Genomic DNA, 26757 nt, shown 5'->3' with positions numbered 1-26757 from the left:
TGGTTCAGTCTTATCTGGTGCCAAGGACCACGCCACACCGCATCGCGCCTGTGATCGCAGGTCGTGCTCCACATAAAACGACGCTCGAGATAATGAACCCAGCATCCAAGGTGCGTGAGACCGCCGGCCTTCGCGATGCCGTTGTAGACCTCGTAGCCATCGGTGATGAGCGTGGTGCCGGGGCGGATGCCGGCATACAGCTTCTCGGCATGCACGGCGCCGCGCCCCGGCGCGTAGGCAAACAGCCGCACCGGTGGACCTGTGCCATTCGTCTGCGCCCACATGTAGCTCTTCGTCTGGGCCTTGCGTCCGGGCTCCTTGAGCACCTGGACCGTGGTCTCGTCGCCGTAGATCAGGTCCGAGTCCAGCAAGTGGTCACGCAACAGGTTGATGACCGGCTGCACAGCCTGGCCGATGCGTACGATGCCAGAGGCCAGGGTGTTGCTCGCGATGTCGCCCCCGAAGCGGCGTAGCAATACGGCAGTGCGATACAGCGGCATGCCGAACTGGTACTTGCCGGTGATGACCCAGGCCTGCGCCTGCTCGGTGAGCAGCCCGCGCGGGATGATGCGCGCCGGCGCGGGTGCAACCTTCAGGCTCTGATCGCAGCAGGGGCAGGCGTACTTGATGCGGTGGTGCTGCAGCACACGCACCTGTTCGGGGATGACGTCCATCTGCTCGCTGACCTCGGCGCCGATCTCCACGAGCGCGTGCCCGTCATGCGCGCACACACGCTCGGCCTCGGGCAGTTCGTGGCGCACGATCTCGCGCGGCAGCGCGGGGTCCAGTGGCTTGCGTCCACGCTTCTTGCGCTGATGTCCGGCGACTGGCGTGGACTCCTCTTCGTCGATGTCTTCGACCTCGGCCTGCGGCGTCTGATCGGTGGGTGCGAGTGCCTCGGCCTCGTTGAGGAACAGGTCCTTCTGGTCCGTGCCGCGGGCTTCGCTCTTGGCCGCGAACAGCTGGCGCTGCAGTGCCTTCAGCCGCTCCAGTGCGAGGTCGCGCTCGGTAGTCGCCACTCGAAGCGCGCCAGCCAGCGCATCGCGCTCTGCAATGAGCGCGGCGAGTTCTTCAGCGGTGATGGTGGCAGGCGACGACACGCCAGCTTGGATCGGCATGCCCCCATCATCGTTCCTTCAAGCCACGCTCGAATAGCGCAGATGGGAGTGGCGTTGCACCACCGCGATGTCGATGCCCTCCAGCAACCAGTGCAGTTGCTCGGGCGTCAGCGTGGGAACCGCCTCGGCGGAAGGCCAGATGAATCTGTCCTTCTCCAGGCGTTTGAGCAACAGCCAGAAGCCGTTGCGCTCCCAACCCAGGATCTTCACTCGGTCGCGTCGGCGATTGCTGAATACATACGCACAGGAGGCGAACGGGTCCAGGCCCAGCGCCTGCTCCACCAGCACGGCCAGGCCGTTGATGTTCAGCCGGAAGTCCACGGGCTCGCGGTGCAGGTAGACCTTCAGCCCTTCGTCGAAGCGGAACATGACAGTCGGCTCAGCATCTGCACCAGCGTGGGCAATTCCTGCAAGCTCGTCTCACTGAGATCGAGCTGCACACCGTTGGGCAGTCGCACCTGCAAAGCGACCATCGGGGGCGGTGCCGCCAAGGGGCCTGCATCCGAGATCACCGCCACCGCCGTAGCTGGTGTGTGGGCGACCGCGGGCACCGTCACCGCGCACTCGCGCTGAGGCACTCGTTCACTCTGATCTTGTTCGCCCTCTACGTGTACGGCAACGAATGGCGCATCCTGCGCTCGCGCGATGTCGCCCGCCGATACCTGAGCGCTTCGTCGCTGGTAGGCCGTGATCCACGTCCTCAGCAAGTTCGTGTTGACACCGTGCTCCATCGCCATGCGTGCCACCGAAACTCCTTGCTTGAGGCAGGCAACGATCAACTCCTTCTTGGCTGCCTCGTCGTAGACGCTGCGACCGTCACTCTTGCGCCCAACAACCAACCGACCTCTCAACTCTGCGTACTGCTCTGTCATGTCTACATGTCCATGTTGCTCTACATGGGCACGTAGCCTCACAGCTCATCGTTCACTGAACAAGGGCGTGATTAATTGACCGCGTACTGCACGCTTTGCGCATCGCAGGCACCCATCGATCTGTAGTTGGCCCTAGCCTGAGCCAGACTGAGAGCGCGGTTTGGGCCACCCCGCACGGCAAACAGGTCCAGCTCGTCTTGCCCGTCATCCTCCCAGAAGCACACTGGGCATATTTCGTATGCGCCTCGCTGCAGAAGAGTGAGGCAGAAGCAGCATGGACAGGAGTACGGAGATTTTTCTTTGAAAGGCATACTTACAAAGGAATCACTCGTAGTGACCGGCAGGTTCTGATTGGCTATGGCTGTCCAGAGCGGGCTAGTTCCATCCCCAGTGAAGCCTCACAGATGCCGCAAAAGAGTTGAAGGGGGCCGTACACACGTTCGAGAAGTTGGCCGAGGTGACATTGCTCGGTAGACGGACAGGAGGATGACTGCCGCCAGTGACGCTGCAGCACGACCGCGTGATCTACCTGCTGAAGGATACGCCGGCCATCGGCTTGGCCACACCGCGATCGCAGTCGACGTGGTGCGAGTCGGCCGGCGCGAGCCGTGACGCCGCCGCGCAAGCAAATACTATTAGGGGTTTGCCCGCGAACAGCCAGATATGCGCGCGCCGTAACCCACGGCCTCACCGGTGGCGCTTTCGCCGCTGAAGGTGTCCGCGTGCGATCCCACGGTTTCAGGCAGGCGCTTTGTCATGGGCGCATGCGCGCCCGCGCAGGGCAGATGCCCCCCAGCAAAGGGGCGCTTCGCTCATGCGCAAAGGCGCAGCGTTTCCTAAAGTGACCGCCTTGTCGCACGCCTCGATCCACTTCGGGCGGGCAAGCGGCACGACCTACACCTGAGGCCGTGCCGTCTGAACCACCGCTGTCGCACAGGGAGATGATCATGCATGTCCACCGTCGTCACCAACGCCAGCGTGGCGCAATGATCGTCACCGCCGCGCTGCTCCTGTTGTTTCTCATAGGCTTCATGGGCATCGCGCTCGATTTTGGTCACCTGTTCGTTGTCAAGACCGAATTGCAGACAGCAGTCGACAGCTGTGCCCTTTCTGCCGCACGCGAGCTCGACGGACAGAGCACGGCCCTTATGCGGGCGGTAAGTGCGGGCCAGACCGCCGGCAATGCGAACAATGTGAACATGCAGTCGAGCACCTGGAGTGGCCAGGGCAAGATCGTCCCAGCCGACATCACCTTCCGCGATGCGTCCTACGCTGTCACCACCTCGCCTGCTCTGGCACGCTACGCACAGTGCACGCATGCGCAGGCTAACATCAGTATCTGGCTCATGAAGGCGATGGGTGCCTTCTCGGGCGACACGGCCGGCAACCCCGCGACGCGCAGTGTCGCGGCGAGTGCTGTTGCCACTCGCGCCAGTGCACAGACCACATGTCCCGTTCCGGTCGCGGCGAAGCCCAAGGTGGGCAGTACGGCGCCGAACTATGGTTTCGTGACCGGTGAATGGGTGACGCTCATCATGGCGCAGAACGCGGCCACGGGCGGCCAGATCGGCTGGGCCAACCTCGACGGCAGCAACAACGCCTCGGAAACCGAGTCCGAGCTCAACAATCACTGCGGAACCAAGGTGGGCGATACGCTCGGCACGCCCGGCGTGCAGAGCACGGTAGCCGATGTCTGGAACCAGCGCTTTGGCATCTACAAGAACGGCGTCGATCCGAGCAGCGGGCGACCGGACTACACCGGCTATGCCTACACCCCGCTGAACTGGCCCGCGCAGTTCAATGCCTACAACGGTGCGCCGGGCGCCGGAGCACCCGCCAGCGCCCAGAACTTCGTGACCAAGCGCGCGGCCTTCGCGTCGTGCGCCGACACCGGCACGAAGGTGAAGGGCGCGAACAGCTGCGAATCGATCACCGGGCTGTCACTCAACAGTTTTCAGACGCTGGCCAACCCGGGCAATGTCGCCGGGGGACACATGCAGTACGGCCTCGACCGCCGTTTCGTGACCGTGCCGGTCATCGACGGCGGCAACCACGTGATCGACTACCTCTGCATGCTGATGCTGCAGCCACTGAGCATCCCGATGACCGATACGCAGCTGGAATTCCGCGGAAACGCGGGTGCCGTCGGCAGCCCTTGCACCACCACCGGGTTGGCTGGCGGATCGTCCGGCCCACTGGTCCCGGTGCTGGTGAGATGAGTGCCGCGAAAAGATCCCATCGCACGCAGCGTGGCGAAGCACTGACCGACCATCATCTCGATGACGTTCTGCAGGTGCCCGGCTTCAAGCGCTTGGCCAGTTCCCGGGTGGCTCCGGCGGAGGTGTTCGCCGTGCACGCGTGTGTCCTATCAAGAGGATATGAAAGGAAGCAGCAGTCACGCGCTTAGAAGAGGAACTAACCACAACAGTACCCTGGACTCCTTTCCGCCGGACAGTTGCCGGAGACCGTCTTTGCGGAACGTGAGATTGCTTCTTGTGCCGCTTGCGATCGGCAAGCCCTGCCTTGTAAAGCGTACCTTGAGCTTCTTGGCAGTCTCAAGGCAATAGTTCCGGCCGCCTCTTTGATATGAAATACTTGCTCATAATCTTCTTGGTGATCGGTGCCTGCTTCGTCGGAGGATGGCTGCTCCCAACGGTCACTTGCTCTCTACCTGGCATTTCTGATTCATTGATATGCGGCCACAATTTCTGGATACTGATCCTGCCAGGTGCGCTGCTTGGTGCCCACATTGCGTGGATCACTTTCCTTTGGATGCGGTAGCGCATGTCATTGCGCTCATGGTGCGTATGACTCAAGCGGGGCCACTTCGATAGACGAATGTTTCGAAAGAGCTCCATCCACCCCTGTAGGCAAGAACTTTTACATCGATGACCAATCCCGGATCGAACGCCTTGTTCTCGACCCTGCCACTCCAGTTCACGTAACCGCGCGGGTTACACACAATCTGGCAGGAGCTGGCTCGAGTCGAACTGCTGATGCGTGTGTCCATGCACCCATAGCACGGGCACATCAAAGAAGGCTTCCGGAAGCTCAGTGACATAAGCACCCGAGGCCCAATCATCGGCGTAGCGCTGCGCGAGAGATCCGCGGTGGGGCGCATGCGTTACGACTACCGTCTGGCCATAGAACGGTTCCGACAGCCTTGCCTGAAGCCAAGCGCGCGCGAAGCTCGGAACTAGCCTTGTCGTCGAAGCCGGTCCTGCCTCACATCCAGAGCGGGCGGCTGCGCGCGATAGCAGTTTCCGGCAAGGAGCGGTCAAGCTTGCTGCCAACTGTTCCGACCGTGGCGGAAAGCGGTCATGCCGGGTTCGACGCGACCTTCTTCGAAACCTTGATGGCGCCTGCCGGCCTTCCTGCGCCGGTCGTTGAAAAGATCCAGCGCGACGTTCGTGCAGCCCTGCAAGCGACGTCGATACGCAGCAGGCTGGCAGAGATGGACCTGCGGGTCGAGGGCAACTCATCGCAGGATGCGCTGACTCGCAGCCGGGAGGACTTCGCCAAGTCGGGAACCATCGCGCAGAAGACCAAGCTGCAACTGGATTGAGGAGAGAAGGTCCGCACGTGCAACCGCGGACATTGAGAGTTCCCCGGACGGCGACATTGCGCAGGGCCGATTCCCAGGCATCGCGCATGGAAGCATCGACAGCGAGGGCCACTGCATGTCTGTGTACATTGGCGCTTTGGCTACGACGGCTGGTTGAGTATTCAAGGAACCTGGAGACACCATGAATCACTTCAATATTCGGAAGTTTTCTTGCGTCAGCTTCGCGCTGCTTGCGTTGGCCTTGTCGGCGTGCGGCACAGTTCCGAACGCCGACTGGCTCGCCGGCTCCTGCGCCGGCCTCGCACACCATGCCATCACACCGGGCGCAACGGGATTGCCCAGCGGCAAGGCTTCGGTCACATCGGCTGTTCTCGTGTCGGCCTCGGCCGCAACCGTCAACGACGGGACGTTCGCGCCAGCTCTTCCGCAGTTCTGCAAGGTCAGCGGAACCATCGCATCTCGCGACCCCGGGGCACAGCCGATCAACTTCCAGCTGAACCTGCCGACCACCTGGAACGGCAAGGCCGTCCAGTACGGGGGCGGGGGCTTCAATGGGGTGCTGATCACAGGGCTGGCTCCTCTGCGGGACGCGGCGCCGGACGATGCCCTCCCGATTGCGCGAGGCTATGCGACCTTCGGCCACGACTCCGGCCATCAGGCCTCGGCGTTCCCCGCCGGTGAGCCCGGCGCCTTCGCGCTGAACGACGAGATGCTCGAGAACTTCGCCTTCGCCTCGTACAAGAAGGTGAGAGATGTGGCCGTGGACGTCATGAGCGCGTACTACGCGCGTCGGCCGCAACGCATGTACTACTTCGGCGGTTCCGAAGGGGGACGGGAAGGGCTGACGATGGCACAGAGGTTTCCGGCCGACTACGACGGGATCGTCAGCGTCGTTCCCGTGATCAACTGGACCGGCCTTTTCCATGCCTTCGTGCGAAACCAGGTACCGCAGCACGAAGACTGGCTGCAAGCCGGAAAAGTAGCGCTCATCGCCAAAGCCACTTCCGACGCCTGCGATGCACTCGACGGGCTGGCGGACGGTGTCGTGAACAACTACATGGGGTGCCAGGGCCGGGTGGATCTGCAGCGCCTGCGCTGCCCCGACGGTAGCGACGCGGGCGTGCACTGTCTGTCCGACGCCGAGCTGCGCCTGATGCGAGCCATCCACTCTCCCTATGTATTTCCTTTCAGCATCGCCAACGGCCTCACGACCTATCCCCAATGGCTCTACGGGCACGAGGACAGCCTCGACGGCCCCTCCGCCGTCAACATGGTGCGCTGGGTCACCGGCTCGGCGGCGCCCGCTGTACCGCCGGATGCCGCACGCAACGCCACCCAGTGGATCTATGGAAGCAGCTGGATCCGCTATGGGATCGTCCGCGACAGGAACTACGACGTGCGTCGCTATCGCCCCGAGGATTTCCGCGAGCGGGTTCAGGCGACCTCGGCGCTGATGGACTCCACCAACCCGGACCTCTCGGCTTTCTTCGCGCGCGGCGGCAAGCTGATCCTTAGAGAGAACGCGGCGGATCGCGCTCAGAGTGCACTCATGGACACCCAGTATCACGATGCCCTCGTGGCACACATGGGTGCCGCGGCAGTCGAACGATCGGTGCGGCTCTACGTCTCGCCCGGGTCGACGCATTCCGGCAACTCACGAGCGGTGGCGGGCGGGCCGGCGGTGCCGACGATGGTAGACCTGCTGGATCCGCTGGACCGGTGGGTCAGTGCTGGAGATGCGCCCGCGAATGCACTGGTGCAGGTGGTGAAGGCGCCCTCCCCGCCGTTTGCAATTCAGGCCGCGCGCCCCATGTGCCGCTATCCCGGCTACCCCCACTACATCGGCGGTGACCGTGTACAGGCGTCCAGCTACGAGTGCCGGCACTCTTGAATAACGGTGAAGAGGTTTCGAACTCCATTCGCCCAGCCAGCGCAAGGTGACTTTCGCACGCTATCTTGAATGCGCTGCCGTGTCAGTACCCTGCGCACCTTCTGATGATTGGTCCCCCCGCCCTTCTGACTTGTCCGGTGATTCGACTGCAGGATGACGATCCGGCTGCAATTCGTTCGATCTCGGAGACGATTGAAGAAGAGCGTTTGCGTGCGGTGGATTTGCCGCTCGCAAACCTCATCATGACCAATGGCGAACTCTCTGAGTTCGCCATTGCCGCAAACCAGATCGCAGAGTATTTCTAAGCGTCGAAGCGCACGACAAGTTGGGTCCCCGTGTAGGTCGGCGTGACCTTGAACCCTGGCGCATTGATGGCCGAGAAGCGGCCGGTGAGCGTCCCGCCGCTGATGACCACAAGCGTGTCGCCCGCGCTGGGCGCGAAGCCTGACCTGAAGCTCAGGTTCAGCGTGCCATCCAGGGCCGCCACGCCGGCTACGTTCAGCCGCCCTGCACCGCTGGCACCGAGGTTCAGCTGCAGCGTCGTGCCGGCCAACTGCGTGTACGCGCCTGCCATGACGACCGTCGAAGCCGCATTGCAGACCAGCGTGCCGCCACCCACATAGACGTTGCCCTGGCCGAAGGCCGAGGCCGCATCGGCGCGTAGTGTGCCCGCCACGAGTTGCGTGCCGCCCGAGTAGCTGTTGCTGCCGCCGAGCGCGAGCGTGCCGCTGCCCTTCTTGGTCAGCTTGCCGGCGCCGGAGATGTTGTTGCGCCAGCTGTCCAGCGCGTTGAAGCCGCCCAGGCTGGCATCCATCGTCACGACGACGTCGCCATTGAAGGCGCCGTAGCCGTCGGCTGCGTCGAACAGGTTCAGTCGACCCCAGCCTTCGGGGTCGTCCATCACCGGATAGCCCGAGGCGACGGCCGTGGTCTTGAGCACCACGCGGCGCTGCGTTGCGTCGAGGTAAGGAAGGCGCGTTTCGAGGAGGACCTCGGCGCCCTTGGGAACGACGGCTGGCTTCGTGGTGTCGGCCACCTGTTTGAAGCCGAGGGTCAGGCGGCGAAGATAGTCGGCCTTGCTCGCGGCATGGTCCGCAAAGCGGTCGGCGGCGGTGCCCTGCGAATGGGCGAAGTCGTTGAAGGCAGCGGCATCGCTCGCGCCCACCGCGGCCATCAGCACGCCTTGTGCCTGCGCATAGGCCGCGCTCTTGCGCGCGGCATTGGCACCGGTGGCCAGGCTCGCGGTGGCCACGGCCTGCCCGTGCAGGCGTCCACCCACCACGTCCAGCGGCGAATGCATGCCCGCGAGGATGCGGTTCTCACCGAGCTCGAGGCCGCGCGCCACCATCTCCTGGAAGCGCTGCGGCACGACGTAGGCGGAGGCGATGGAATCGCGCACCGCTTCGGCCGTGTGGCCGCTCACGAAGCCGCCGTCGGTCGCGGGCGTGGGGCTCTTGGCGGGTTCCAGCGCCGGAACCACCTTCACGCTGCTGCTCCAGCGCCAGGGCCGCGCGTACTTGTAGAAGCGCTTGGCGGGCTCGGTCGAGCCGTTCTCGCCGATGTTCTTGAGCAGGTCGACCACCGTGCCGAAGCCCGGGTTGGCAGAACCGCCGACGCCGACGTCATTGCCGCCGTCGTTGTAGAGCACCGTGGTGGCGTCCGCTGCGATGCCGGTGATGGTGGTGACCTGTTGCGTGGCCGTGCGCCAGGCGTTCGTGAGCGGCCCCATGCCGTCGCTGATGCTGTAGCCCTTGCCACGGCGGTCGTCGAGGTAGGCGGCCAGTTCCTGCGCGGGGGTGCGCGCGTTGGTTGCATCGACGACGTACTGGATGTTGCGGTTCAGCACATCGGTATTGAGCATCTTGCCGTCGGTGACGTCACCCGGAATACCGCTCCAGGTAGATGCAACCACCGCCGGGAAACTGCCCTGCGCGGGCGCCGAGACGCCCGCGTCCACCAGAAGCGTGCTGGGCTGCCAGAAGTCGAGGAAGCCGGTCAGCACGCGCACGCCGGCATTGGTCTCCTTGGTTGCGAAGCGCGCATCGCCGCGCTGGTTCGTCGCCACGTTGTCGACGAAAGGCGGGACCGCGACCGCATCGGGTGCGGGCGCTGTGTCGGTGAAGCCCAGGTCTTTCGGCGGGCCGGCCACGACCACGGCGGGCGGATTGGTGGTGGCAGGAGGGATGGAGGTGATCGGGAGCGAGAGGCCGCTTCCGCCTCCACCGCCGCAGGCCGAGAGGCAAAGGGCTGCGACGAGGGAGATGGCGAAGGGACGAACAGACGAAGGAAAGTGCGACATGGAGCAGAGGATGGAAAACGTGAGGCCTCGGAGCAGGTCACCTGCACCTGAACGAGTTCGCGCAATCTATCGGTGCAACAAGTCGTTTTTATTAATAACCAATCTGCTCGACAAAAAAGAACGCCGGCGCTCCCTGGCGCACGCCATGGATTCCTTGGAAAAGTGATCGATAGCTACTCATTTCTGATGGCAATTGCATGCCCCGCACGCTCGGCTTGTCGAAGTGCCTTCACCGATGCTGCGTCGTGCTTTCGGCCTCAGACATCCGATTTGGATTCAGGGAGCGAAGACTTCAGGATGGGTATAGCGCCAGGCACCGATGCAACCGATCAGGCAGACGGTGTGGTTGATCATCGTGCTCTCGCGCCCCTTGCCCGCGAAGGTGATCGCGATGTTCAGGTGCTGCTTGCGCCAGGCCAGGACCCTGCCAGAGAAGCCCGGCCGGTCATGCTCCTCGTCCAGGTCGGGCTGGCCGAGCGCGTCGATGCAATCCTGCGGTGTCGAACTGATGGCGAGGCCCATAGGGAGAGGGCCGGAAAACGGCGTCTTGATCCTGTCGTCCGATCCGGGTGCGAGAAGTTCCACGGACCCGATGATCCAGCCCTCCTCGTCACGGTAGCCCGACCCCGTCAGTCCGTTCAGTTTCTGCGCCTGGTAGATATCGATGCGCACGGACGCCTTGGGTATCCAGATGATCTCTTCGCTCGAGGAGAAGGCGCCGGGGCCGGAAACCCTCTTGACGCCCAGGGAGCCCAGCACATCGCGAACCTTCTTGCCGTCGAATGGCTGACCGATCATTGCGACCAGCTGTTCTGATATTTCCTTCACTCTAAAACCTCTTTATTACGCCGTGGTGGACAGCCTGCAGCATGGCGGCGCGGCATCATAGGGGACGCATGAGAATCGGCCGCTGCATCGAACCCGTGTGGAGATAGATACGGTCGAACGGCCGCATCTTGCTGTTGATCGAAGATGCGAAGCCACAAGTGAAAACTGGAACCCCGAACGCAGAACAAGCACATGGCTCACCATCGAAATGCCTTGCCCCTGTGGCTGTTGCTGTCGGCTGCGCCATGTCCTGCCGCGGGTATCGAGGACATGCACTCTCACGGCTCGGTGCAGGGCCTCTATGAGATCCGCGAGCAGGCCCATGCGTTTGTCGCTCAGCAAAACGCAAACGGCGGGCTGCTGTGGCAGGCCGGCGAGCCGAACCTCAAGGTCTTCGTGCCGCGCTGCGTCGTGGCGCTGCAGACGCGCTGGGAGACGATTCGCTGGTCGTCGACGGACGCGCAGGGTGCAGTGGTACCGCAAAGCCGCCGTGTGATCGCGGTGAGATGTGCGCGCACCGTCGATCCGCCTCAGCAATGGAGCGTCCATGTCCCGGTGACCACGATTGGCCCGAAGCCCCAGGAGAGATAAAGCCGGATCGTAAGAGGACGAAAGAGGAGCATGCGCGCGTGGCGCCTGCGGCCTGCCACGGCGACGCATGCGGAAGAAACGACCCCCTTCGCATCCAGTCTCGAGCAACAGGGATGCCGAAAACTGTCCCTTGCGTCGGCAAAAGGGATCGGGCACGCGCGCGCGGCGTGCCTCTCAGCCAGTCAGTTCAACGAGCCTATCGACCAAAAAGGGAAGCCGAATTGCAGAGCTCGCCGGCGCAGTTGCCTGCCGCAAAGAAGATGATCTTGGCTTGACCGCTTGGCATCATGTAGTCCCCGATCAGACCATGGCCCTGCGCTCCCTGTGTGTTGGCCAGCTCGATCCACTTTGCGCTGTTGTCCACCGGATCGAGCGCAGAGAAACTGAACGTTGCCGACTGGCTGCCGTCTTGTACGTAGAGCAAGCCGCCACGATCCGTGAAGCTGTATGGCGTACGGAATCGGAAGCCACGTGCACCCTGGCCGTTGAACTGGGCCAACAGGTCCGCATCACTGCCTGGAGAAGAAGGAAATTCGTAGACATAGCGAGCGCCGCCAGTGCTGCTCTTCTCGTAGATGGCCACAGTTTCCGTGCCGACCAGGAAGCCGGGTGCCAGATTCAGGTAGCCATTTGCGCCCTGTGCATTGGCCTCTTGGAGAAAGCCGGCACTGCTCGATTGAGCGGCGGTGAGAGCATAGGAGTAGGTGCTGGAATCTTCCTTTCTGTAGAGCGTGACATTCGCGCCGCCCACCGCATAGGAGCCGGCCCAGCGGAATCCTCGTGCACCTTGCGCGTCGAGCTGCGACTGGAACGCGCTGCGATTGGCGGGGGTGTCCAACAATTCGTAGACGTAGCTTGCAGTCCCATCTTTGACATACGTCTCGGCGGTACTGACGCTCTGCCCGGACACAAAGACCACAGCCGTGAGGAAGCGGAAGCCCCGCGCGCCTTCGGCATTGAGATGATTGAGGAACGCGTCCTTGTCGGCCGCAGGCGACAGGGCTTCGTACATGTACGTGCGTGCCGCGGGTGCAGGTGCTGGCGCAGGAGATGGAGCGGGCGCGGGTGCCGGAGACGGTGCGGGGGCGCTCCCTGAATCCGGCGGCGGCGCCGAGCCGATGGGCAGTGCAGAGAATCCATCACCTCCGCCACCGCCACCGCAGGCGACGAGGACGGCGGCCGCGACAGCGGTCAGGACTGACTTGAACTTCATATCTTCGAACCTCCTTAAATCGGATTTCTTTTCGGGTGGGCGTCGTCAAAGGCAAGGATTGAGTGCCGGCGTTCAGCGCCGCACAGTGCCGGGCGCCATGCGTGTTCGCCTGAGCGAAACGAAACCACCGCTGGAATGGAATGCCGCTTTCTCAAGTACGGCACGCACGAGGTCTTCCTGGCGGCGGAAACGCGATGCATCGCGATACGCGGTTCGTCGGACGTGCCGACGACTTCCTCTCGGCAGACAAGGCGAAAGCCTCTTGTCGAGAAGAGTTCGGGTTCGCCTTGCCGACGAGCCGGCAAGGGCTCCCCTGTTCCATACCTTGTCCTTTGAGTCGCAACGGTATGGCGACCGCGCATCGGTGTTGCTCACGCAGTCGCCATACCGGCGGATCCTAGGTCAGCTGTCCTGCAGCCCGGGTGCACTTTCATCCACATCCGGTGGAAATCCGGCACCGCCGTCTCGCCTGTGGAGATGCAGCCACGCCCGCGACCAGGGTGCCCCTGTCCGGGGGGCCAGAGAGCCGCGGCTTGTCGCCCTCGCGCGGATGAGCGAGTTCGGCCAGCGCACGTTGTTAGGCACGCAAGCGCGAACGCTCGCGCATCTACGAACCTGCCACGTAGCCCATCACCGGGCTCAGGAACACGGCTTGCAGGCACCACGCCCAGCGCACGCGGATTGCGGATTCCAGCACCGCGCCGGTGACCCAAAGCCCGGCGAGGGTCAGGCCAAGCATCGCCGCATTGATCCAGAACGAGGAGGCATCCGCATGCCACAGGAACGCAAGGATGGCGCAGAGCCACAGGGTGAGCTGGGCGATGGCCGCCCACTGCTGGACAGGCGTGAGTGCCGGGTCGTAGCGCCTGGTCGTATCCGGCGCCTGCAACGGGATGGGGAACCTCTCGGCGATGTCGGCCGGCTGCCATCCCGGGGGCTTCACCCACACCCGCAGCTTGTCGCTCCACCTGCGCGTATGCCACGCGGTACGTGCCAGCGTGGCGTAGACGTTCAGGAGCGCGCGCAGCGGATTCCAGCTTTCGAGTGGCCTGACCGTGCCGTAGATGCACGGCTCCCGCTCTTCGGCGAAGGTCCCGAAGAGCTTGTCCCACACCACCAGCAAGGCGCCGTAGTTGCGATCGAGGTACCCTGGGTTGACGGCGTGATGCACGCGATGGTTCGACGGCGAGGAAAAAACATGGTCGAACCAGCCGAGCTTTCCGATGTGTTCGGTGTGCACCCAGTAGCCGTACAGAAGAAGCACCATCGCCGCGATGCCGAAGCTCTTTGGCGGGACGCCGACGATTGCCATCGGCAGGAAGAAGATCCATCCCAGGATCGCGACCGCGCTGCCCTGCCTCAGCGCGATCGAGAGGTTGAAGTCCTGGCTCTGGTGATGCACGGCGTGGGCCGCCCAGAACACCGCGCATTCATGGCCCGCGCGATGCACCCAGTAGTTGCAGAAGTCGAACAGGATCACGGCGGCCAGGAGTCCCGCCCAGCTGTTCCAGAACTCCGGGTTCGACCAGCGCGAAGTGAACGGAAAGACGGCGGTATAGAACCCGATCTGGAAGAACGGCGTGCACACGGCCACCACCTGGCTCAGCAGGCCGTGGCTCAGGTTGCTGATGAAATCGTTGAGCCGGTAGGTGTTGCGCCGCTTGATGCAGCCCCAGGCAAACTCAAACGCGATCAGCACGGCGAAGAAGGGGATGGCATAGATGATCGTGCGGTACATGGTGCCTCCTTGCGACGGGATCAGCGGCCGTCGGGAGTGGCCGGCGCTGCCTTCCCCGCGGGTCGATAGGTCGAAGCCAGGGTGTGCCGGATCAGGGGCGCGAGAAGTCGCGTCAACCAGCGGCTGCGGTGGCGCACGGCGATCCAGATGTCCTCGTGCTGGGCGCCGAACTTGCGCTTCATGCCGTGGTTGGTCGATCCCAGGTCGACGCTGGTGCAGCCGTTGCGCGCGGCGTACTCGATTGAGCGCGCGACGACCTGATACCAGAGCTGGAGCTCCCTCGAGACTTCGTAGTCCATGCCGATCACGAGGCACTTGAGCTTCGCGCGCTGGTGCAGCAAGAGGCCGAAACCCACCGTCCTCTCGCCCTGCGAGATGGTGAGCATCCGCGCGGCGTCGAGCCGCCCGAGCGCCGCGAAGAGTCGGTACGGCAATGCGGGCGTGCGTGCCTCGGTGGCACGCGCATTCACGGCCAGGTAAAGAGCGTAGGCCGTATCGACCAGATGGTCGAAGTTCCGATGCACCTCGACCTTCAGGCCCGCCGCCTCGCCTTGTGCCATCACCTGCCGCAGATTCCTGCGCTTTTTCGACGGCAGCGAGTCCAGGAAGTCCTGCATGTCCCCGTCCGCAGGCAGCGCAAGGCGGCTGCGGTCGTAGCACATGTGCGCGATGAAGCCCGCATCGGAGATCGAGCGCATCGGTCCCGCGTCGGACTCCGGCGAGAACTCCTTGAGCACGAGGATGTCGCAGCGGATGGCCGTTTTCACGTAGGCCTCGAATCCGGCGAGGAACGCGGCGAAGTCGACCGCCTCGGCGTCGAACCAGAAAGCCTTCCCCGCGGCCACGGTGCCGCCCAGCACCAGCACGCGCAGCGGGACGAAGCGCATCACGCGCATCTCGGCAACCGAGCAGCAGGCGAGCGCCCTTACCTGCCCTGCGGGGTCGGTGGCCTGCACGAAGTGGTAGGCGACGTCGGGGTCGGCGTCGGCCAGCAGGCCGAGGAATCCGAGATCCAGCGAAAGCTCCTTGTCGGCGATCCGCGCATTCCATCGCGCGCGAAAAGCCTCATCCAGGTGATCGGCCGGACGGAAGGTCAGCTGCATGGCAGTTCGGGCTGCGGTCTTCTGACCATCAGGTTGATCGTGTAGGGGCCGACGCTGTTGAATCGCGAGGCGCCGAAACGGTGCTCGCCGATCTTCTCGAAGCGGAAATTGGAGAAGACGCGCTGGTCGTTCGTCTCGGGGCTGCTGCTTTCCAGCCGGTATATGAGGCCGAAGCGATCCGCCAGCAGGCGAAACGGCTCGAACATGCGCCGCGAAACGCGCTGGCCCTGGTGGACCGGGCGCACGCATCCCATCTGCGCGTAGATGCAGCGCTGCGCAAGACCCTGCTCGCGCAGCGTCTGCAGCGAGGCGCGCACCAGCGCATTCGCGGCACCCGCAGCGGCCAGCGCGCGCAGCGGCCCGTAGCTGCGCAGCGCGGCCGCAGCGCCGAACGCCGCCAGGTGCCACCAGGGTTCGGAGCGCGGCACCGCTGGCGGGAGCCCCCAGAGCGATGCACCTCTGATCTCGCGTCCCTGCGGGGTCTGCGCGGACTCGATCAGCACCAGCCCTCCTTCGAAAGCCGCGGCCATGCACAGGTAGTCGATCACGCGCGCGATCTTTTCCTGGGCCCGCCGGAGATCGCCGCAGCGCACTCTCGCCACCTCCGAAGGAGGCAGCCAGGCCAGCCAGCCCTTGTCCTGGTTGTGCACGAAGGCATGCGCCATCAACTGCGCCGCCAGGCTCACCTGCTGCCTGGTGCGCGCGATCTCGACGCGGGGCTGGCCCGGCAGCTCGGCATCCGCCATGTTCAGCCCCGCGATCAGTTCGTGCAGCCCCTGCAACAGCGACGGCTCCACGTTGAGTGCGCGCAGGGGATGTGATGTCGACGGCATGGCAGACCCGCTCGTACCGCTGCTCATCCCGCCGCTCTGGCCGGCAGCGGCGTTGCGGCAAGCGGCTGGAAGAGGCGCCCGCGTTCGGCCATGAGCACCATCGCCAGCGCCGCACAGCCGCAGGCGATCGACCCCAGCGTCATCGGGACCGCGGTGCCGTCGAATCGCTGTCCGATGAAGATGCCGATCAGTGCACCGCCGACGTTGATCACCAGGCTCTGGACCGCGGAGGCCGTCCCCGCGATGTGCGCGAGGCGCGCCATGGCGAGCGAACCGAAGTTCGCGAGCATCAGGCCGAAGCAGAACATCAGCGTGGATTGCAACGCCGTGAAGATCCAGGGTCGCTCCATGCCCGACCATGCGACGGCACCATGGATGCATGCGACGAGCAGGTAGCCCATCAACGCCAGGTGGGACGTGCGCCGGGCACCCAAGCGGCCGACCACGCGTCCGTTGAGCAGCGCCGCCAGTGCGACGCAGGTCGCGACCGTGCCGAAGACCATGGGGAAGACCTCGGGCGCGCGGAACACGTTGGCAAACAGCTGCTGGCCCGACGTGACGATGCCGAACAGCGCCCCCACGAGTGCGGTGGACGCCAGCGTGTAGCCCAGCGAATCGCGCTGGCGCAGCACGCAGCCGATGGCCCGCGCCACCGTGCGCGGCGACAGTGGCATCCGGCGCTCGGGCGGGAGCGTCTCGGGCAGGCGCAGCGCCACCCACGGCAGCAGCGCCACGCCGAAGAGCGCGATCGCGGCGAACACCCATTGCCACGACGACACGGCCAGGATCGCGTGACCCAGCGAGGGCGCGAAGATCGGGACCCCCAGAAAAAGCATGAAGGCCAGCGACATCACGCGCACCATCTCCTCGCCGGAATGGCGGTCGCGGATGATCGACAGCGCGAGCACGCTCACGCCACCGCCGCATCCCTGCAGCACGCGCAGGGCCACCGCGGTGCCGAAGTCCGATGCCAGCACGCTCAGCCCCGCGAAAGCCGCGTACAGCGACAGGCCCAGGAGCATGAGCGGCTTGCGCCCGTAGTGGTCCGACAGCGTGCCGTAGACCAGCTGGGAGACGCCGAAGCCGATCAGGTAGGCGGTGATCAGCCACTGCCGGCGGTTGTCCTCGCCGGCATTCACCGCTGCACCGACCTCGGCCAGCGCCGGCAGCAGCGTGTCGACGGCCACCGCGTTGACCGACATGACCGCCGCGGCCAGCACGATGAACTCCCTGGCGCCGGGCATGGCGAAGACGGGTCTCATCATGCGGCGACAACGGTGATTGAGGACACAGCCCCGCCAGCCTCGAATCCGACGGAGCCCGGTTGCCGCGCCGCGTGCACATACTGCGCCTCGACGAGGTCCGCGCGGCGCGAGAGAAAGCGGCGCGGGTTGATCGTGCCCTTGTCGGTCAGCTCGCCGAAGGCCGCGCTCGGCGGCTCCACCAGCACGCAGGCCCGTGCGAGCGACTCGCTCGATCCGGTGTGAACGGCGTTGTAGGCGGCCACGGCTTCCTCGAGAAAGCCCACGAGCGCCGCCCTGCCCTCGCCTTGGCTACCTGCTTCGTCGGCCGCGTCCGCGAAATCCCGCTGCACGAGTTCGGCGTTCAGCCAGAGGAAGACCACCAGCCGCAGCCGGCCGGAGCCGGCCACCACCACGTCCTGCACGAGCGGGCCGGTGTGCGAGAGCAGCTGGGCCTTGATGCGTCCCGGCACCACCCAGATGCCGCTGCCGAGCTTGAATTCGTCGCTTGAACGCCCTTCGTAGCGCAGCCCCGCGTCGGGGTTGGCGGGGTCGACGAAGGAGACCAGGTCGCCGGTGCGGAAGAACCCCTCCTCGTCGAACGCGGCGCGTGTGCGTTCGTCGTCGTCGAGGTAGCCGGGGGTGACGTTGGGCCCCTTCACCGCCACGGCGTACAGGCCACGGCGCGGCGACAGCCGCAGGCACATGCCCGGCAGCGGCAGGCCGATCTCTCCGGCGCCCGTCGTCTCGAAATGCGTGATGGCCGAAGTCGAGGTGGTCTCCGTGAGTCCCCACCCGCTGGCCCAGCGCGCGGCGTGCCCAGTGGTCCGGCGGCACACCGCGTCCATGCGCCGCCAGAGCTCGGCGGGTAGCGGCGCACCGCCGTACACCAGAAGGTCGAGCCGGCGGAAGAAAGCCTCGGCGAACGACGCGTCGTCTTCGAGATGCGGCAGCAGCGCCGCATAGCCCAGGGGCACGTTGGTGTACCAGGTGGGCGACACCTCGCGCAGGTTGTGGATGCTGTGCCCGATGTCCTTGAGTGTCGGCCTGCCCTGGTCGATGAAGAGCGTGCCGCCGTTACGCAGCGTCATGTTGAAGCTGTTGTTGCCGCCCGAGGTGTGGTTCCACGGCAGCCAGTCGCACAGCACGGGCGGGCCGTCCTCGAGAAACTGCCACAGCTGGGCCATCTGCTGCTGTTGCGCGCAGAGCATGCGCTGCGTGTGGATCACGATCTTGGGCAGCCCTGTCGAGCCGGAGGTCAGCAGAAGCTTCGCGGGAGTGTCGGCGTCGATCTGCGTCCTGCGTGCGCGAAGGAGATCGGCTGCCGTGGCATCGGCATCGTGCGCGACGTCGCCGGCGAGCATGTCCGCGGACAGCCAGCGGCATGCAGCGGCTTCGCTGAGCGCAGGGCGAGAGGCACTCGCGTCCGCCATGTACGCCAGGCCGGGCCGCACGCGCTGGGCGACGCTCTCGATGCGCGCGAGTCCCTGCGCGCTTTGCAGGTGGACGGGCGACACGGGAAGCACGATCACGCCGACGGACATCGCGGCAAGCGACAGCAGCGCATGCGTGATCGAGTTCGCGTCGATGAGCAGCAACGTGTCGCCGGCGCATGCGCCTTGCTGCAGCAGCACCTGCGCCATGGCTTGCACACGCTCGCGCGCGGCGGCATAGCCCAAGCGGTGCCAGGCCTCGTCCGGTCCTTCGCGTTGCGCTAGGAACACCCGTTCGGGCGCATTGCGTGCCCATGCATCGAGGTGCTCCAGCAGCGTGTGCGGGTAGGGCTGCAGTGGCTGCCGGGTTGCATAGAACACGTCGCCCCCGCGGTGCGTCATCACCGTTGCGGCAGGCGCGAGACGTGGCGAATTCATGATTCCATTCCTCCTCGATCGGAACGGTCCGATGTCGATCAGCGCGCGTTTTTACGTCAAAGCAATTGCGTTGGGTGCGTCGTGAATACTTTCCTCCGCTACGCCATCGGGCGTATGGCTGCACGCCTTTCGTGACAACACCATGACGGCCTGTTCGTCGAGGAGTCACATGCTCATTGCGCAGTTGTCCGATCCGCACATCCGTCCTGAAGGCGTGCTCTACCAGGGCGTCGCGGATTCGAATCGCATGTTCAGCGAAGCGCTGGCGCACGTGCATGCACTCGATCGGTGCCCCGATCTGCTGCTGATCACCGGCGACCTGGTCGACGAAGGCCGGCCCGAGGAGTACGCGATGGTGCGCGAGCTGCTTGCGGCAGCGCGCATTCCATTCCTGGTGATTCCGGGCAACCACGACCACCGCGACAACTTCCGCGCGGCCTTCGCCGACCAGCCTTACCTTCCCAGGGAAGGGCCGTTGCACTGGTGCGTCGACGACCATCCCGTGCGCTTCATCGGGCTCGACTCGTGCCCCACGGGAAAGCACTACGGCCACATCGATGCCCAGGGGCTTGCATGGCTCGCACGCACGCTGGCGCAGGACACGACCAGGCCCACGGTGCTGATGCTCCATCACCCGCCCTTCATGAGCGGCATTCCCTACATGGACATGTACCGGTACATGGAGGTGCAGCAGCTCGAGGACGTGGTGCGTGCCGCGCCCAACGTCGAACTCGTGCTGTGCGGCCACGTGCATCGCACCATGCTGCGCCGCTGGGCCGGAACCGTCGTGTGTACCTGCCCGAGCACCACCACCGAGATCGACCTGCAGCTCGACCCCCAGGCACCGCCGCAGTCCCACATCGGCCCGCGCGGCTGCATGCTGCACCTGTGGGACGAGGCACACGGCATGGTCAGCCACGTGAGCCACATCGGTGCCTTCGAAGGCCCCTACGGGTTCGCCTGATCGCGCGAAGACATGGACCACCGGAGCCTGCAGACAGTGAACTACCCGGATTTCGTCACCGCCAACGCCGCTGCGTTCCTGCGCGGCCGCAACATCGGCTTCGAGCTGCTCGCCACGCTGGCGCGCGAACAGGGCTTCGAGGATGCGCAAGTGCTGCTCACGAGTTCGCCGGTGCACGGCATCGCCACCGCCACGAGCGACATCGACCTCATCTGCGTGACGCCGCAGCCCGTGAGCCGGGGCCAGATGGCCACGCAGATCCACCGCGATGGCCAGCATTGCGAGATCCTGCCGATCGGCGCGCAGGACCTGGAGCGGGCCTTCGCCGACCTTGCGCTGCTGTCCCGGCGCGCCCTGCCGCAGCGGCTCGCGGACTACCAGCGCTGGGACGCATCCCACGCCGTGCGCAAGAAGTACCTGGAGCGCATCGTCTATGCCGTTGCCACCGACGGCCACGCACACCATCTCGGGCACCTGCCGGCATTGGTGCCGGTCGCTGCCGCGCAGGAGTACGACGCCTTCCACCAGAGCCGGGTGTGCGCGATGCTGGCCGGGCGCGCCGGCGAGCCCGAAGCGGCGCGCGGCTACCTGATCAATGCCTGCCTCTTTGCGATGGCAGCCGCGCTGTCGCTCGGCGGCTGGGTGTTGTCGAACAAGAAATGGACGCTGCGCCGCTGGCACGAGGCGGCGACATCGCGCAGGGGGCTGCTCGACCCGATGCTGCAGGACCGGCTCACGGCCCTGTGGTCGGCGGTCTGCGAATTCGCGCCCGCCGCCACTGCGCTGGAGATCGCTGCGCTGGACGAGATCGCGGCACGGCTCGCCGTGCTGATGGACGCGCCTTCGCTGGCTGACGCCTTGCCCCACACGGCGGCTTCCTGCACACAGGCCGCGCTCGACAAGGGCTCGGCCTTCCTGATCGGCGATGACGGTCGTGCCCGGCTCGCCACGACTGCTGAGATGCAGGCGCCCCCGCCCGAGTTCGCAGGTCTCGCCACCCTCACCAGCACGCAGGCGGCCTCGCTGCTGCGCGGCGCACGCAGCGGTGCGCTGAGCTTCTCGCTCACGGCCATCGATTCCCGCGCGGAAGACGAAGACAAGGAAGACACCCATGCCCTCGCCGACTGAGCCGCGGTTTTCTTCGTCCGCCCGGACCGTGCGGTGGTTCCCGCGCATCAACGCGGGGTACCGCTTCGATGCAGGCGAGCATGTCACCTCGACCATCAGTGCCGCCTGGCTGCTCATGACGGAGCTGCGCGCGTACATCGAGGACTTGGCGGGCGCGCGCGACATCCCGGACGCGGCAGCACTCGTCAAGATCAAGATTGCCGAACTGCTGCTGCAGGTGGACGCGGTGCTCGGCCGCGCGGTGGTGCCGCCGGAGATGCATCGCCTGCCGCTGCTCATGGCCTACGGCCTGGGCGACGTGGCGGCCATCGACGGTCCCGCCGCGACCCGCCTGCTCGGTCTGGACGTGCCCACCGACGGCGCGGAAGTCGACCGGCTCATCGGCGTGCTCGAGGAACTGCTCGCTGCCTTCCCGAGCGACCTCGTCGATGCGCTGCAACCCGAAAACCAGGGCCACGTGCTGCGCTTCCTGCGTTCTGCCAACAAGGCTTGCGAGCGCGTGGGCTGCGATGCCGGCTTCCTCGCGCCGCTGATGACCTCGCTATGAACGACGACAGACCGACCGGGCGCAAGAACGCCTTCGCGGACCGCTACGGCAGCGTCTTTGGCCGCCAGCAGGGGCTGATGCTCAAGATGGCCGGGCTCGCGAGCTCCGAGTGCAGCGCGAGCGGCCCCTGGATCGAGGACAGTGCGGGTGCGCGCTGGCTCGACTTCGGATCGTTCGGCGTCCACCTGCTCGGCCATGCCCATCCACAGGTCGTGCAGGCCCTGACCGCGCAAGCGGCGCGCATGGGGCTTTCGTCGAAGATCCTCGCCAACGAGCCGATCGTGGCGGCGGCCGAGCGGCTGCTCGCGCTGGGCGGCCAGCCGCTGGACAGCCTCATCCTGGCCAACACCGGCTCGGAGGCGGTCGAGGCCGCGCTCAAGCTCGCGCGCATCGCCACCGGCCGGCGGCGCATCCTGGCGTTTCGCCATGCCTACCATGGGCGCACGCCCGGCGCACTGAGCGTGAGCCACGGCTACGAGCGGCATGGCGCCTTGCTGACCGACGGGCAGTCGAGCTTCGTCGACGTCGGCGACCTTGGGGCCGTCGAGGCTGCCCTGGCCACCGGCACATACGCGGCCGCGATCATCGAACCGGTGCAGGGGGAAGGCGGCATCCGCCCGGTGGCACCGGCCTTCCTGCAGGCGCTGCGCGACCTCACGCGCGCACATGGCGTGCGGTTCGTCCTCGACGAGATCCAGACCGGGCTCGGCCGTACCGGCCAGCTGGTGTGTCCCGTCGCACCCGACATCCGCCTGCTCGGCAAGGTCCTCGGTGGGGGCATGTTCCCCGTGGCCGCGGCGCTGTTCGATTCGGCGCAGTTCGGTGCCGCCGCGCGCGACCCGGTGGTGCACGCCTCGTCCTTCGCGGGCAGCCCCTTGGCGGGCGCCGTGGTGAATGCCGTGCTCGACGTGGTCACCGAGCCGTCCTTCGCGCCCAGGGTGGCCAGGCTCGGCGAGCACTGCCGCGAACTCATCGCCGCGCGCATCGGCCAGCACCCGGGCGTGGCGCAGGTGCGCGGTGAGGGTTTCATGATCGGCGTCGAGTTCAGGGATATGAGCGACGCCGGGCAGATGATCATCGAGGCGGCCAAGCGCAAGCTGCTGATCGCCTTCTGCCTCACGGCACCGAACGTCGTGCGCGTGTACCCGCCGGCGGTCATCGATGAAGCCACGCTGATGGACGGCATCGGGCGCTTCTGCGCCAGCGTGGCCGCCCTGCCCTCCCGCGACCCCTTGCCCTCGAAGGAGCCTCTCGCCAATGCCTGACGTCAACTCATCGCTCGCCATGGGCCCGATGGACCGCGAACTTCTCTGGCGCACGCTGTGCGACTTCGAGCGCTACCCGGATTTCATGCAGGACGTGCTGGAGGTGCGCGTGGAGCGGCGCTCCGCCACCGAGATCCTCAGCCACTGGCGCGTGCTGCTCAACGGCAGCGAGCTGTCGTGGACAGAGCGCGACCTGCTCACCGATGACCACCGCATCGTGTTCGAACAGACCGACGGCGACCTCGAGGTGTGGCAGGGCGAGTGGCGCGTGCTGGACGCCGGTGACGGCAGCCTCAGCGTGGAGCTTGACGTGAGCTTCGACCTCGGCATACCGTCGCTGGCCGAGGTGCTGCATCCGATCGGCGAACGCGCCATCCGCGCCAACAGCCGCCAGATGCTGGAGGGCATCCGCACGCGCATGGCCGCCGCAGACGGCGTGCTGGTCGGCTCATGAAGGTGCTGCTCAGCGGCGCGAGCGGCACCGTCGGCATCCCGCTCGTGGCCGCCCTGCTGGCGCACGATGCCGACTTGCGCCTGACCTGCGTGCTGCGCTCGGAGAAGGCGCGCGCCGCGCTGGCGCAGACCCTGACGCCCGCGCAGCGAGAGCGCGTCGACTTCATCGAGGCAGACCTGTCGGACGACGCCAGCGTCGACATGGCGGCGCGGCTGCTGGCCATGGAGCACGTGCCCACGGTCGGCGTGCACCTGGCGGCCGACGTGTCCTGGGACAAGAGTTGCGAGGAGATGCAGCAGCTCAATGTGCAGGGCACGCGGAATTTCGTGCGGCTGCTGCTGGCGGCGTCGGCGCGTGCGCACATGGTCTACGTCTCGACGGCCTACACGCGGACGCACGACTGGGACTATCGCAACGGCTACGAGGAAAGCAAGGCGATGGCCGAACGCAGCCTGCGCGAGGAGTTTGGCGCGCGGCTGCCGATCTCCACGTTCAGCTGCAGCCTGGTGGTCGGCGACAGCCGCACGGGGGAGATCGCGCGTTTCAACGGGCTCTACCCGCTGATCAAGTTCCTCGCGGCCTTCAATCCGCCCTTCCTCGTCGGCAACAAGGACGGCTTGCTCGACATCGTGCCCGTGGACTGGGTGGTGGCCGAACTGCACGCGATGGTGCTGCGGTGCGCGGCCAGCGACACGCCGGGCGAGTGCGTGGCCTCGGCGGGGCCGCATCGCGTGCGTTATGAGACCGCGGTGCGGCTCATCGAGGAGCGCATCGCGCTCGCTCGACGCCGCCACGGGCTTGCCGAGCTCGCGCCGGTGCCCATCCTGCGCGACCGGCAATGGGGCTTCCTCAAGCGTGCCCTGGCCGCGTGGCAGCCGCCGGGCATCTCGCGCTCCGATTTCCGCTATTTCGAACGGCTGCTGCGCGTGTACGGCACCTATGCAAGCAGCGACCGCGTGCGCCCGCCGCTGCACGTGAGTTCACCCTCGCCCGACCCGTTGGCCTTCCTGCCGGGCGTGGTCGACCACTGGATCGCATGCCACCCGCGCACGGTGAGGCCGCAGGCTTCGACGGCGTCGTCCGCCCCGGCGGCGCAGGAGCAGCCCGCATGACCGCGACCGGCATGAGCACTACCCTCGGCGGGCAGCCGATGCGCCTGCCCTTCGGCCCGCAGACGCTGCAGGCGCTTGCCACGCTGCGGCCCTGGAACTGCGCAGCGCAGATCCTCACGCAGTGGCTGGTGTGCGCCATCGTCATCGTGCTGGCACAGTGGCTGAAGCAATGGCCCGTGACCATTGCCGCGATGCTGGTCATTGCCACGCGCCAGCATGCGATGCTGGTGCTGATGCACGATGCGGCCCACTGCCTGCTCGCGCGCAACCGCCGCATCAACGACCTCGTCGGCAACCTGATGCTGGCCTTCCCACTGACCCTGAGCGTGGCGCGCTACCGCGCCCATCATTTCAGGCACCACCGCTACCTCAACGGCGAGGGCGATCCCGACGTCGCCGACTCCGTGATCCCGGCGACACGCGGGCGCTTCCTCGCGCTGCTGCTGCGCGACGCCTCGGGCCTCACGACCCTGGCGACCCTTCGTTCGGCCAACAGCTTCGGCATGCTGGGCCTGTTCTCCCGTACGTCCCCGGGCAGCCGGTTCGACCGCATCCTCGCAGTGGCCTTCGTCGTGGCGGTGGCGGCGCTGGTGGCCGGCTTCGGCGTGTGGCGCGAATTCGTCCTCTACTGGCTGCTGCCGATCCTGCTTTTCATGCCCGCGATCCTGCGCGTGCGGGGCATCGCGGAACACGGAGGGCGACTCGGCAACCCCGCGAACACGGCCGCGCGCAGCCTGCGCGTGGGATGGATCGAGCGCTTTCTCTGGGCGCCCTGCCACATCAACCGCCACTGGGAACACCACAGCTGTCCTGCCGTGCCCAGCTACAACCTGCCCGCGCTGTCGCGCCTGCTCGCGGCCGGCGACGCGCAGTGCGCGGCGGCAAAACCGACGATGGGCTACTTCATCGGGCCGCGCTCGCTGATCCACGAGCTCTACCCGGCCGTCCAGGCGAAACCCGCGCCCGCCGGCGCGACGGAGAAAGGCATGCATGGTCCTCACGGGAAGTGAAATCCGCCGCATGCGGGAGGCCGGCTCGATCGTCATCGAGCCCTTCGACGAGCGCCAGATCGAGCAGAACTCGTACGGCTGCTGCCTGGGCGCGGAGATCCTCGAGTACAGCTCCGACCAGATCGATCCGCATCTCGGCCTGCAGGTGGTTCGCCACGTCATCCCCGAGGAGGGACTGGTGCTGCAGCCCGGGCGCTTCTACCTCGGCCAGACGGCGGAGCGCATCGGCGGCGTGCACTTCGCCAGCGAGCTCTACGCCAATCTCTCCACGGCCCTGTGCGGCATGTTCATCCAGACCAGCGCGCCCCTTGGTCATACGGGCGCGGTGATCTGCTGGACGCTGGAGATCGTCGTCACGCAACCGCTGCGCGTCTATGCCGGCGCGCGCATCGGCAAGGTTTGCTTCTGGACCAACCTCGGCGGGGAACTGAGCTATCAGGGCCGCTACGTGGGCTCGGAAGGTGTTGTTCCCTCGCGAATCATCATGGACTCCAAATGATCCTCACAGGCACCGAAATCTCCCAGCGCGTTCACAGCGGCGACATCACCATCGCGCCGTTCCTTGCGAAGAACGTCAATCCCAACAGTTACAACTTCAGGCTGGCTCCCCGCATGAAGGTGTATCAGGAGGGGGTGATCGACATCAAGGAGGAAAAGCCCACCGAGGACATCCACATCGGCCCCGAGGGCTTCGTGCTGGAGCCGATGCGGCTGTACCTGGCGACGACGATGGAGACCATGGGCAGCACGAAGTTCGTGCCGACCTATGCGGCGCGTTCGTCGATCGCGCGGCTGGGCATGTTCATCAACCTCTCGGCCTCGCTCGGCGACATCGGCTTCGTGGGCAAGTGGACCATCCAGCTGCTGGCCATCAACCGCATCCGCGTCTATGCCGGCATGGACATCGGGCAGATGATGTTCTGGAAGGTGCAGGGCGACATCGACCTCTACGACGGCAAGTACCAGGGGGCGACCGAGGCCTACGCTTCGCGCATCTTCATGGACTACCAGAAGAAGGCCATGCCGGCACCGATCGCGGCGCCCTCCGTCGTGCATCCGCTCGAGGTCGTCGACGCCCGCGCCGCCGAGCTGGACGACGCCTGAGAGGGAGCGC

Annotated in this window: 26 protein-coding genes; 14 read left to right on the top strand and 12 right to left on the bottom strand. The window is 65.8% G+C overall.

Going from position 1 to position 26757, the window contains the following annotated elements:
- The 4 genes from FHT32_RS33500 to FHT32_RS35530 form a co-directional block, all read right to left on the bottom strand.
- On the bottom strand, positions 1 to 1118 hold a 1118-nt coding region (locus FHT32_RS33500; RefSeq protein ID WP_256099268.1), incomplete at its 3' end, for an IS66 family transposase.
- 18 nt (positions 1119 to 1136) lie between these two features.
- Positions 1137 to 1487: an IS66 family insertion sequence element accessory protein TnpB gene (tnpB, locus tag FHT32_RS33495; RefSeq protein WP_176668846.1), complete on the bottom strand. Its 351-nt coding sequence runs from the start codon at positions 1485 to 1487 to the stop codon at positions 1137 to 1139.
- Entirely contained in the window at positions 1463 to 1990 is a 528-nt protein-coding gene (locus tag FHT32_RS33490) for a transposase (protein ID WP_176668845.1), read from the bottom strand. The genes tnpB and FHT32_RS33490 overlap by 25 nt, the downstream gene beginning before the upstream one ends.
- A gap of 71 nt (positions 1991 to 2061) precedes the next feature.
- Positions 2062 to 2301: a CPCC family cysteine-rich protein gene (locus FHT32_RS35530; protein ID WP_176668844.1), complete on the bottom strand. Its 240-nt coding sequence runs from the start codon at positions 2299 to 2301 to the stop codon at positions 2062 to 2064.
- Positions 2302 to 2976: 675 nt separating this feature from the next.
- On the opposite strand from FHT32_RS35530, the gene FHT32_RS33480 reads away from it, so the two are divergent.
- The 4 genes from FHT32_RS33480 (at position 2977) to FHT32_RS33465 (ending at position 7751) form a co-directional block, all read left to right on the top strand.
- Positions 2977 to 4209: a TadE/TadG family type IV pilus assembly protein gene (locus FHT32_RS33480; RefSeq protein ID WP_256099267.1), complete on the top strand. Its 1233-nt coding sequence runs from the start codon at positions 2977 to 2979 to the stop codon at positions 4207 to 4209.
- 944 nt (positions 4210 to 5153) lie between these two features.
- Entirely contained in the window at positions 5154 to 5555 is a 402-nt protein-coding gene (locus tag FHT32_RS33475; RefSeq protein ID WP_176668842.1) for a tripartite tricarboxylate transporter substrate binding protein, read from the top strand.
- Positions 5556 to 5736: 181 nt separating this feature from the next.
- Positions 5737 to 7446, top strand: a complete 1710-nt coding sequence (locus FHT32_RS33470) for a tannase/feruloyl esterase family alpha/beta hydrolase (protein ID WP_176668841.1) — start codon at positions 5737 to 5739, stop codon at positions 7444 to 7446.
- Between the two features lie 104 nt (positions 7447 to 7550).
- Complete coding sequence (locus tag FHT32_RS33465) at positions 7551 to 7751, top strand: hypothetical protein (protein ID WP_176668840.1); 201 nt, start codon at positions 7551 to 7553, stop codon at positions 7749 to 7751.
- Here FHT32_RS33465 and FHT32_RS33460 read toward each other — a convergent pair.
- Together FHT32_RS33460 and FHT32_RS33455 are read right to left on the bottom strand one after the other, a co-directional pair.
- Positions 7748 to 9745: a phosphatase PAP2 family protein gene (locus FHT32_RS33460; RefSeq protein ID WP_176668839.1), complete on the bottom strand. Its 1998-nt coding sequence runs from the start codon at positions 9743 to 9745 to the stop codon at positions 7748 to 7750. The genes FHT32_RS33465 and FHT32_RS33460 overlap by 4 nt on opposite strands.
- A 276-nt stretch (positions 9746 to 10021) precedes the next feature.
- A complete protein-coding gene (locus FHT32_RS33455; protein ID WP_218088538.1) occupies positions 10022 to 10543 on the bottom strand; it encodes a hypothetical protein in 522 nt (173 codons plus the stop codon).
- A gap of 222 nt (positions 10544 to 10765) precedes the next feature.
- Between FHT32_RS33455 and FHT32_RS33450 the strand changes: the two genes are divergently transcribed.
- On the top strand, positions 10766 to 11164 hold the full coding sequence (locus FHT32_RS33450) for a hypothetical protein (protein WP_176668837.1): 399 nt from the start codon (positions 10766 to 10768) through the stop codon (positions 11162 to 11164).
- Between the two features lie 196 nt (positions 11165 to 11360).
- On the opposite strand, the gene FHT32_RS33445 is transcribed toward FHT32_RS33450, so the two are convergent.
- From FHT32_RS33445 to FHT32_RS33420, 6 genes are all read right to left on the bottom strand, one after another.
- On the bottom strand, positions 11361 to 12176 hold the full coding sequence (locus FHT32_RS33445) for a hypothetical protein (RefSeq protein WP_256099266.1): 816 nt from the start codon (positions 12174 to 12176) through the stop codon (positions 11361 to 11363).
- Between the two features lie 808 nt (positions 12177 to 12984).
- Positions 12985 to 14115, bottom strand: a complete 1131-nt coding sequence (locus FHT32_RS33440; RefSeq protein ID WP_176668835.1) for a sterol desaturase family protein — start codon at positions 14113 to 14115, stop codon at positions 12985 to 12987.
- Between the two features lie 20 nt (positions 14116 to 14135).
- Entirely contained in the window at positions 14136 to 15218 is a 1083-nt protein-coding gene (locus tag FHT32_RS33435; protein WP_176668834.1) for a GNAT family N-acetyltransferase, read from the bottom strand.
- Positions 15209 to 16051 carry a hypothetical protein gene (locus FHT32_RS33430; RefSeq protein ID WP_176668833.1) on the bottom strand — a complete coding sequence of 281 codons (843 nt, stop codon included), beginning with the start codon at positions 16049 to 16051 and terminating at the stop codon, positions 15209 to 15211. Before FHT32_RS33430 ends, FHT32_RS33435 begins: the two co-directional genes overlap by 10 nt.
- 23 nt (positions 16052 to 16074) lie before the next feature.
- Positions 16075 to 17316, bottom strand: a complete 1242-nt coding sequence (locus FHT32_RS33425; protein WP_218088537.1) for a multidrug effflux MFS transporter — start codon at positions 17314 to 17316, stop codon at positions 16075 to 16077.
- A complete protein-coding gene (locus FHT32_RS33420) occupies positions 17313 to 19163 on the bottom strand; it encodes an AMP-binding protein (RefSeq protein WP_176668832.1) in 1851 nt (616 codons plus the stop codon). The genes FHT32_RS33425 and FHT32_RS33420 overlap by 4 nt, the downstream gene beginning before the upstream one ends.
- Positions 19164 to 19332: 169 nt before the next feature.
- Between FHT32_RS33420 and FHT32_RS33415 the strand changes: the two genes are divergently transcribed.
- Genes FHT32_RS33415 through FHT32_RS33375 form a run of 9 tightly spaced genes read left to right on the top strand, consistent with a single transcriptional unit; the run spans position 19333 to position 26747 of the window.
- Complete coding sequence (locus tag FHT32_RS33415) at positions 19333 to 20127, top strand: phosphodiesterase (protein WP_176668831.1); 795 nt, start codon at positions 19333 to 19335, stop codon at positions 20125 to 20127.
- A 12-nt stretch (positions 20128 to 20139) separates the two neighbouring features.
- Positions 20140 to 21255, top strand: coding sequence for a DUF6001 family protein (locus tag FHT32_RS33410; protein WP_176668830.1), 1116 nt, complete (start codon positions 20140 to 20142; stop codon positions 21253 to 21255).
- On the top strand, positions 21239 to 21802 hold the full coding sequence (locus FHT32_RS33405) for a DUF6031 family protein (RefSeq protein ID WP_176668829.1): 564 nt from the start codon (positions 21239 to 21241) through the stop codon (positions 21800 to 21802). Before FHT32_RS33410 ends, FHT32_RS33405 begins: the two co-directional genes overlap by 17 nt.
- Positions 21799 to 23067 (top strand): aspartate aminotransferase family protein, encoded by a 1269-nt coding sequence (locus tag FHT32_RS33400; protein ID WP_176668828.1) that lies wholly within the window; start codon positions 21799 to 21801, stop codon positions 23065 to 23067. Before FHT32_RS33405 ends, FHT32_RS33400 begins: the two co-directional genes overlap by 4 nt.
- Positions 23060 to 23521, top strand: a complete 462-nt coding sequence (locus FHT32_RS33395) for an aromatase/cyclase (RefSeq protein ID WP_176668827.1) — start codon at positions 23060 to 23062, stop codon at positions 23519 to 23521. Before FHT32_RS33400 ends, FHT32_RS33395 begins: the two co-directional genes overlap by 8 nt.
- The gene (locus tag FHT32_RS33390; protein ID WP_176668826.1) at positions 23518 to 24633 is read left to right on the top strand and encodes an SDR family oxidoreductase; all 1116 of its coding nucleotides are present in this window, start codon (positions 23518 to 23520) and stop codon (positions 24631 to 24633) included. Before FHT32_RS33395 ends, FHT32_RS33390 begins: the two co-directional genes overlap by 4 nt.
- On the top strand, positions 24630 to 25643 hold the full coding sequence (locus FHT32_RS33385; protein WP_176668825.1) for a fatty acid desaturase family protein: 1014 nt from the start codon (positions 24630 to 24632) through the stop codon (positions 25641 to 25643). The genes FHT32_RS33390 and FHT32_RS33385 overlap by 4 nt, the downstream gene beginning before the upstream one ends.
- A complete protein-coding gene (locus FHT32_RS33380) occupies positions 25624 to 26142 on the top strand; it encodes a deoxycytidine triphosphate deaminase (RefSeq protein ID WP_126472178.1) in 519 nt (172 codons plus the stop codon). Before FHT32_RS33385 ends, FHT32_RS33380 begins: the two co-directional genes overlap by 20 nt.
- Positions 26139 to 26747, top strand: a complete 609-nt coding sequence (locus FHT32_RS33375; protein ID WP_176668824.1) for a dCTP deaminase — start codon at positions 26139 to 26141, stop codon at positions 26745 to 26747. Before FHT32_RS33380 ends, FHT32_RS33375 begins: the two co-directional genes overlap by 4 nt.
- Positions 26748 to 26757 lie beyond the last annotated feature (10 nt).

This window comes from Variovorax sp. SG517 (assembly GCF_013376045.1).
Lineage (GTDB): Bacteria > Pseudomonadota > Gammaproteobacteria > Burkholderiales > Burkholderiaceae_C > Variovorax.
This window is presented reverse-complemented; position numbering and strand designations above follow the sequence as displayed.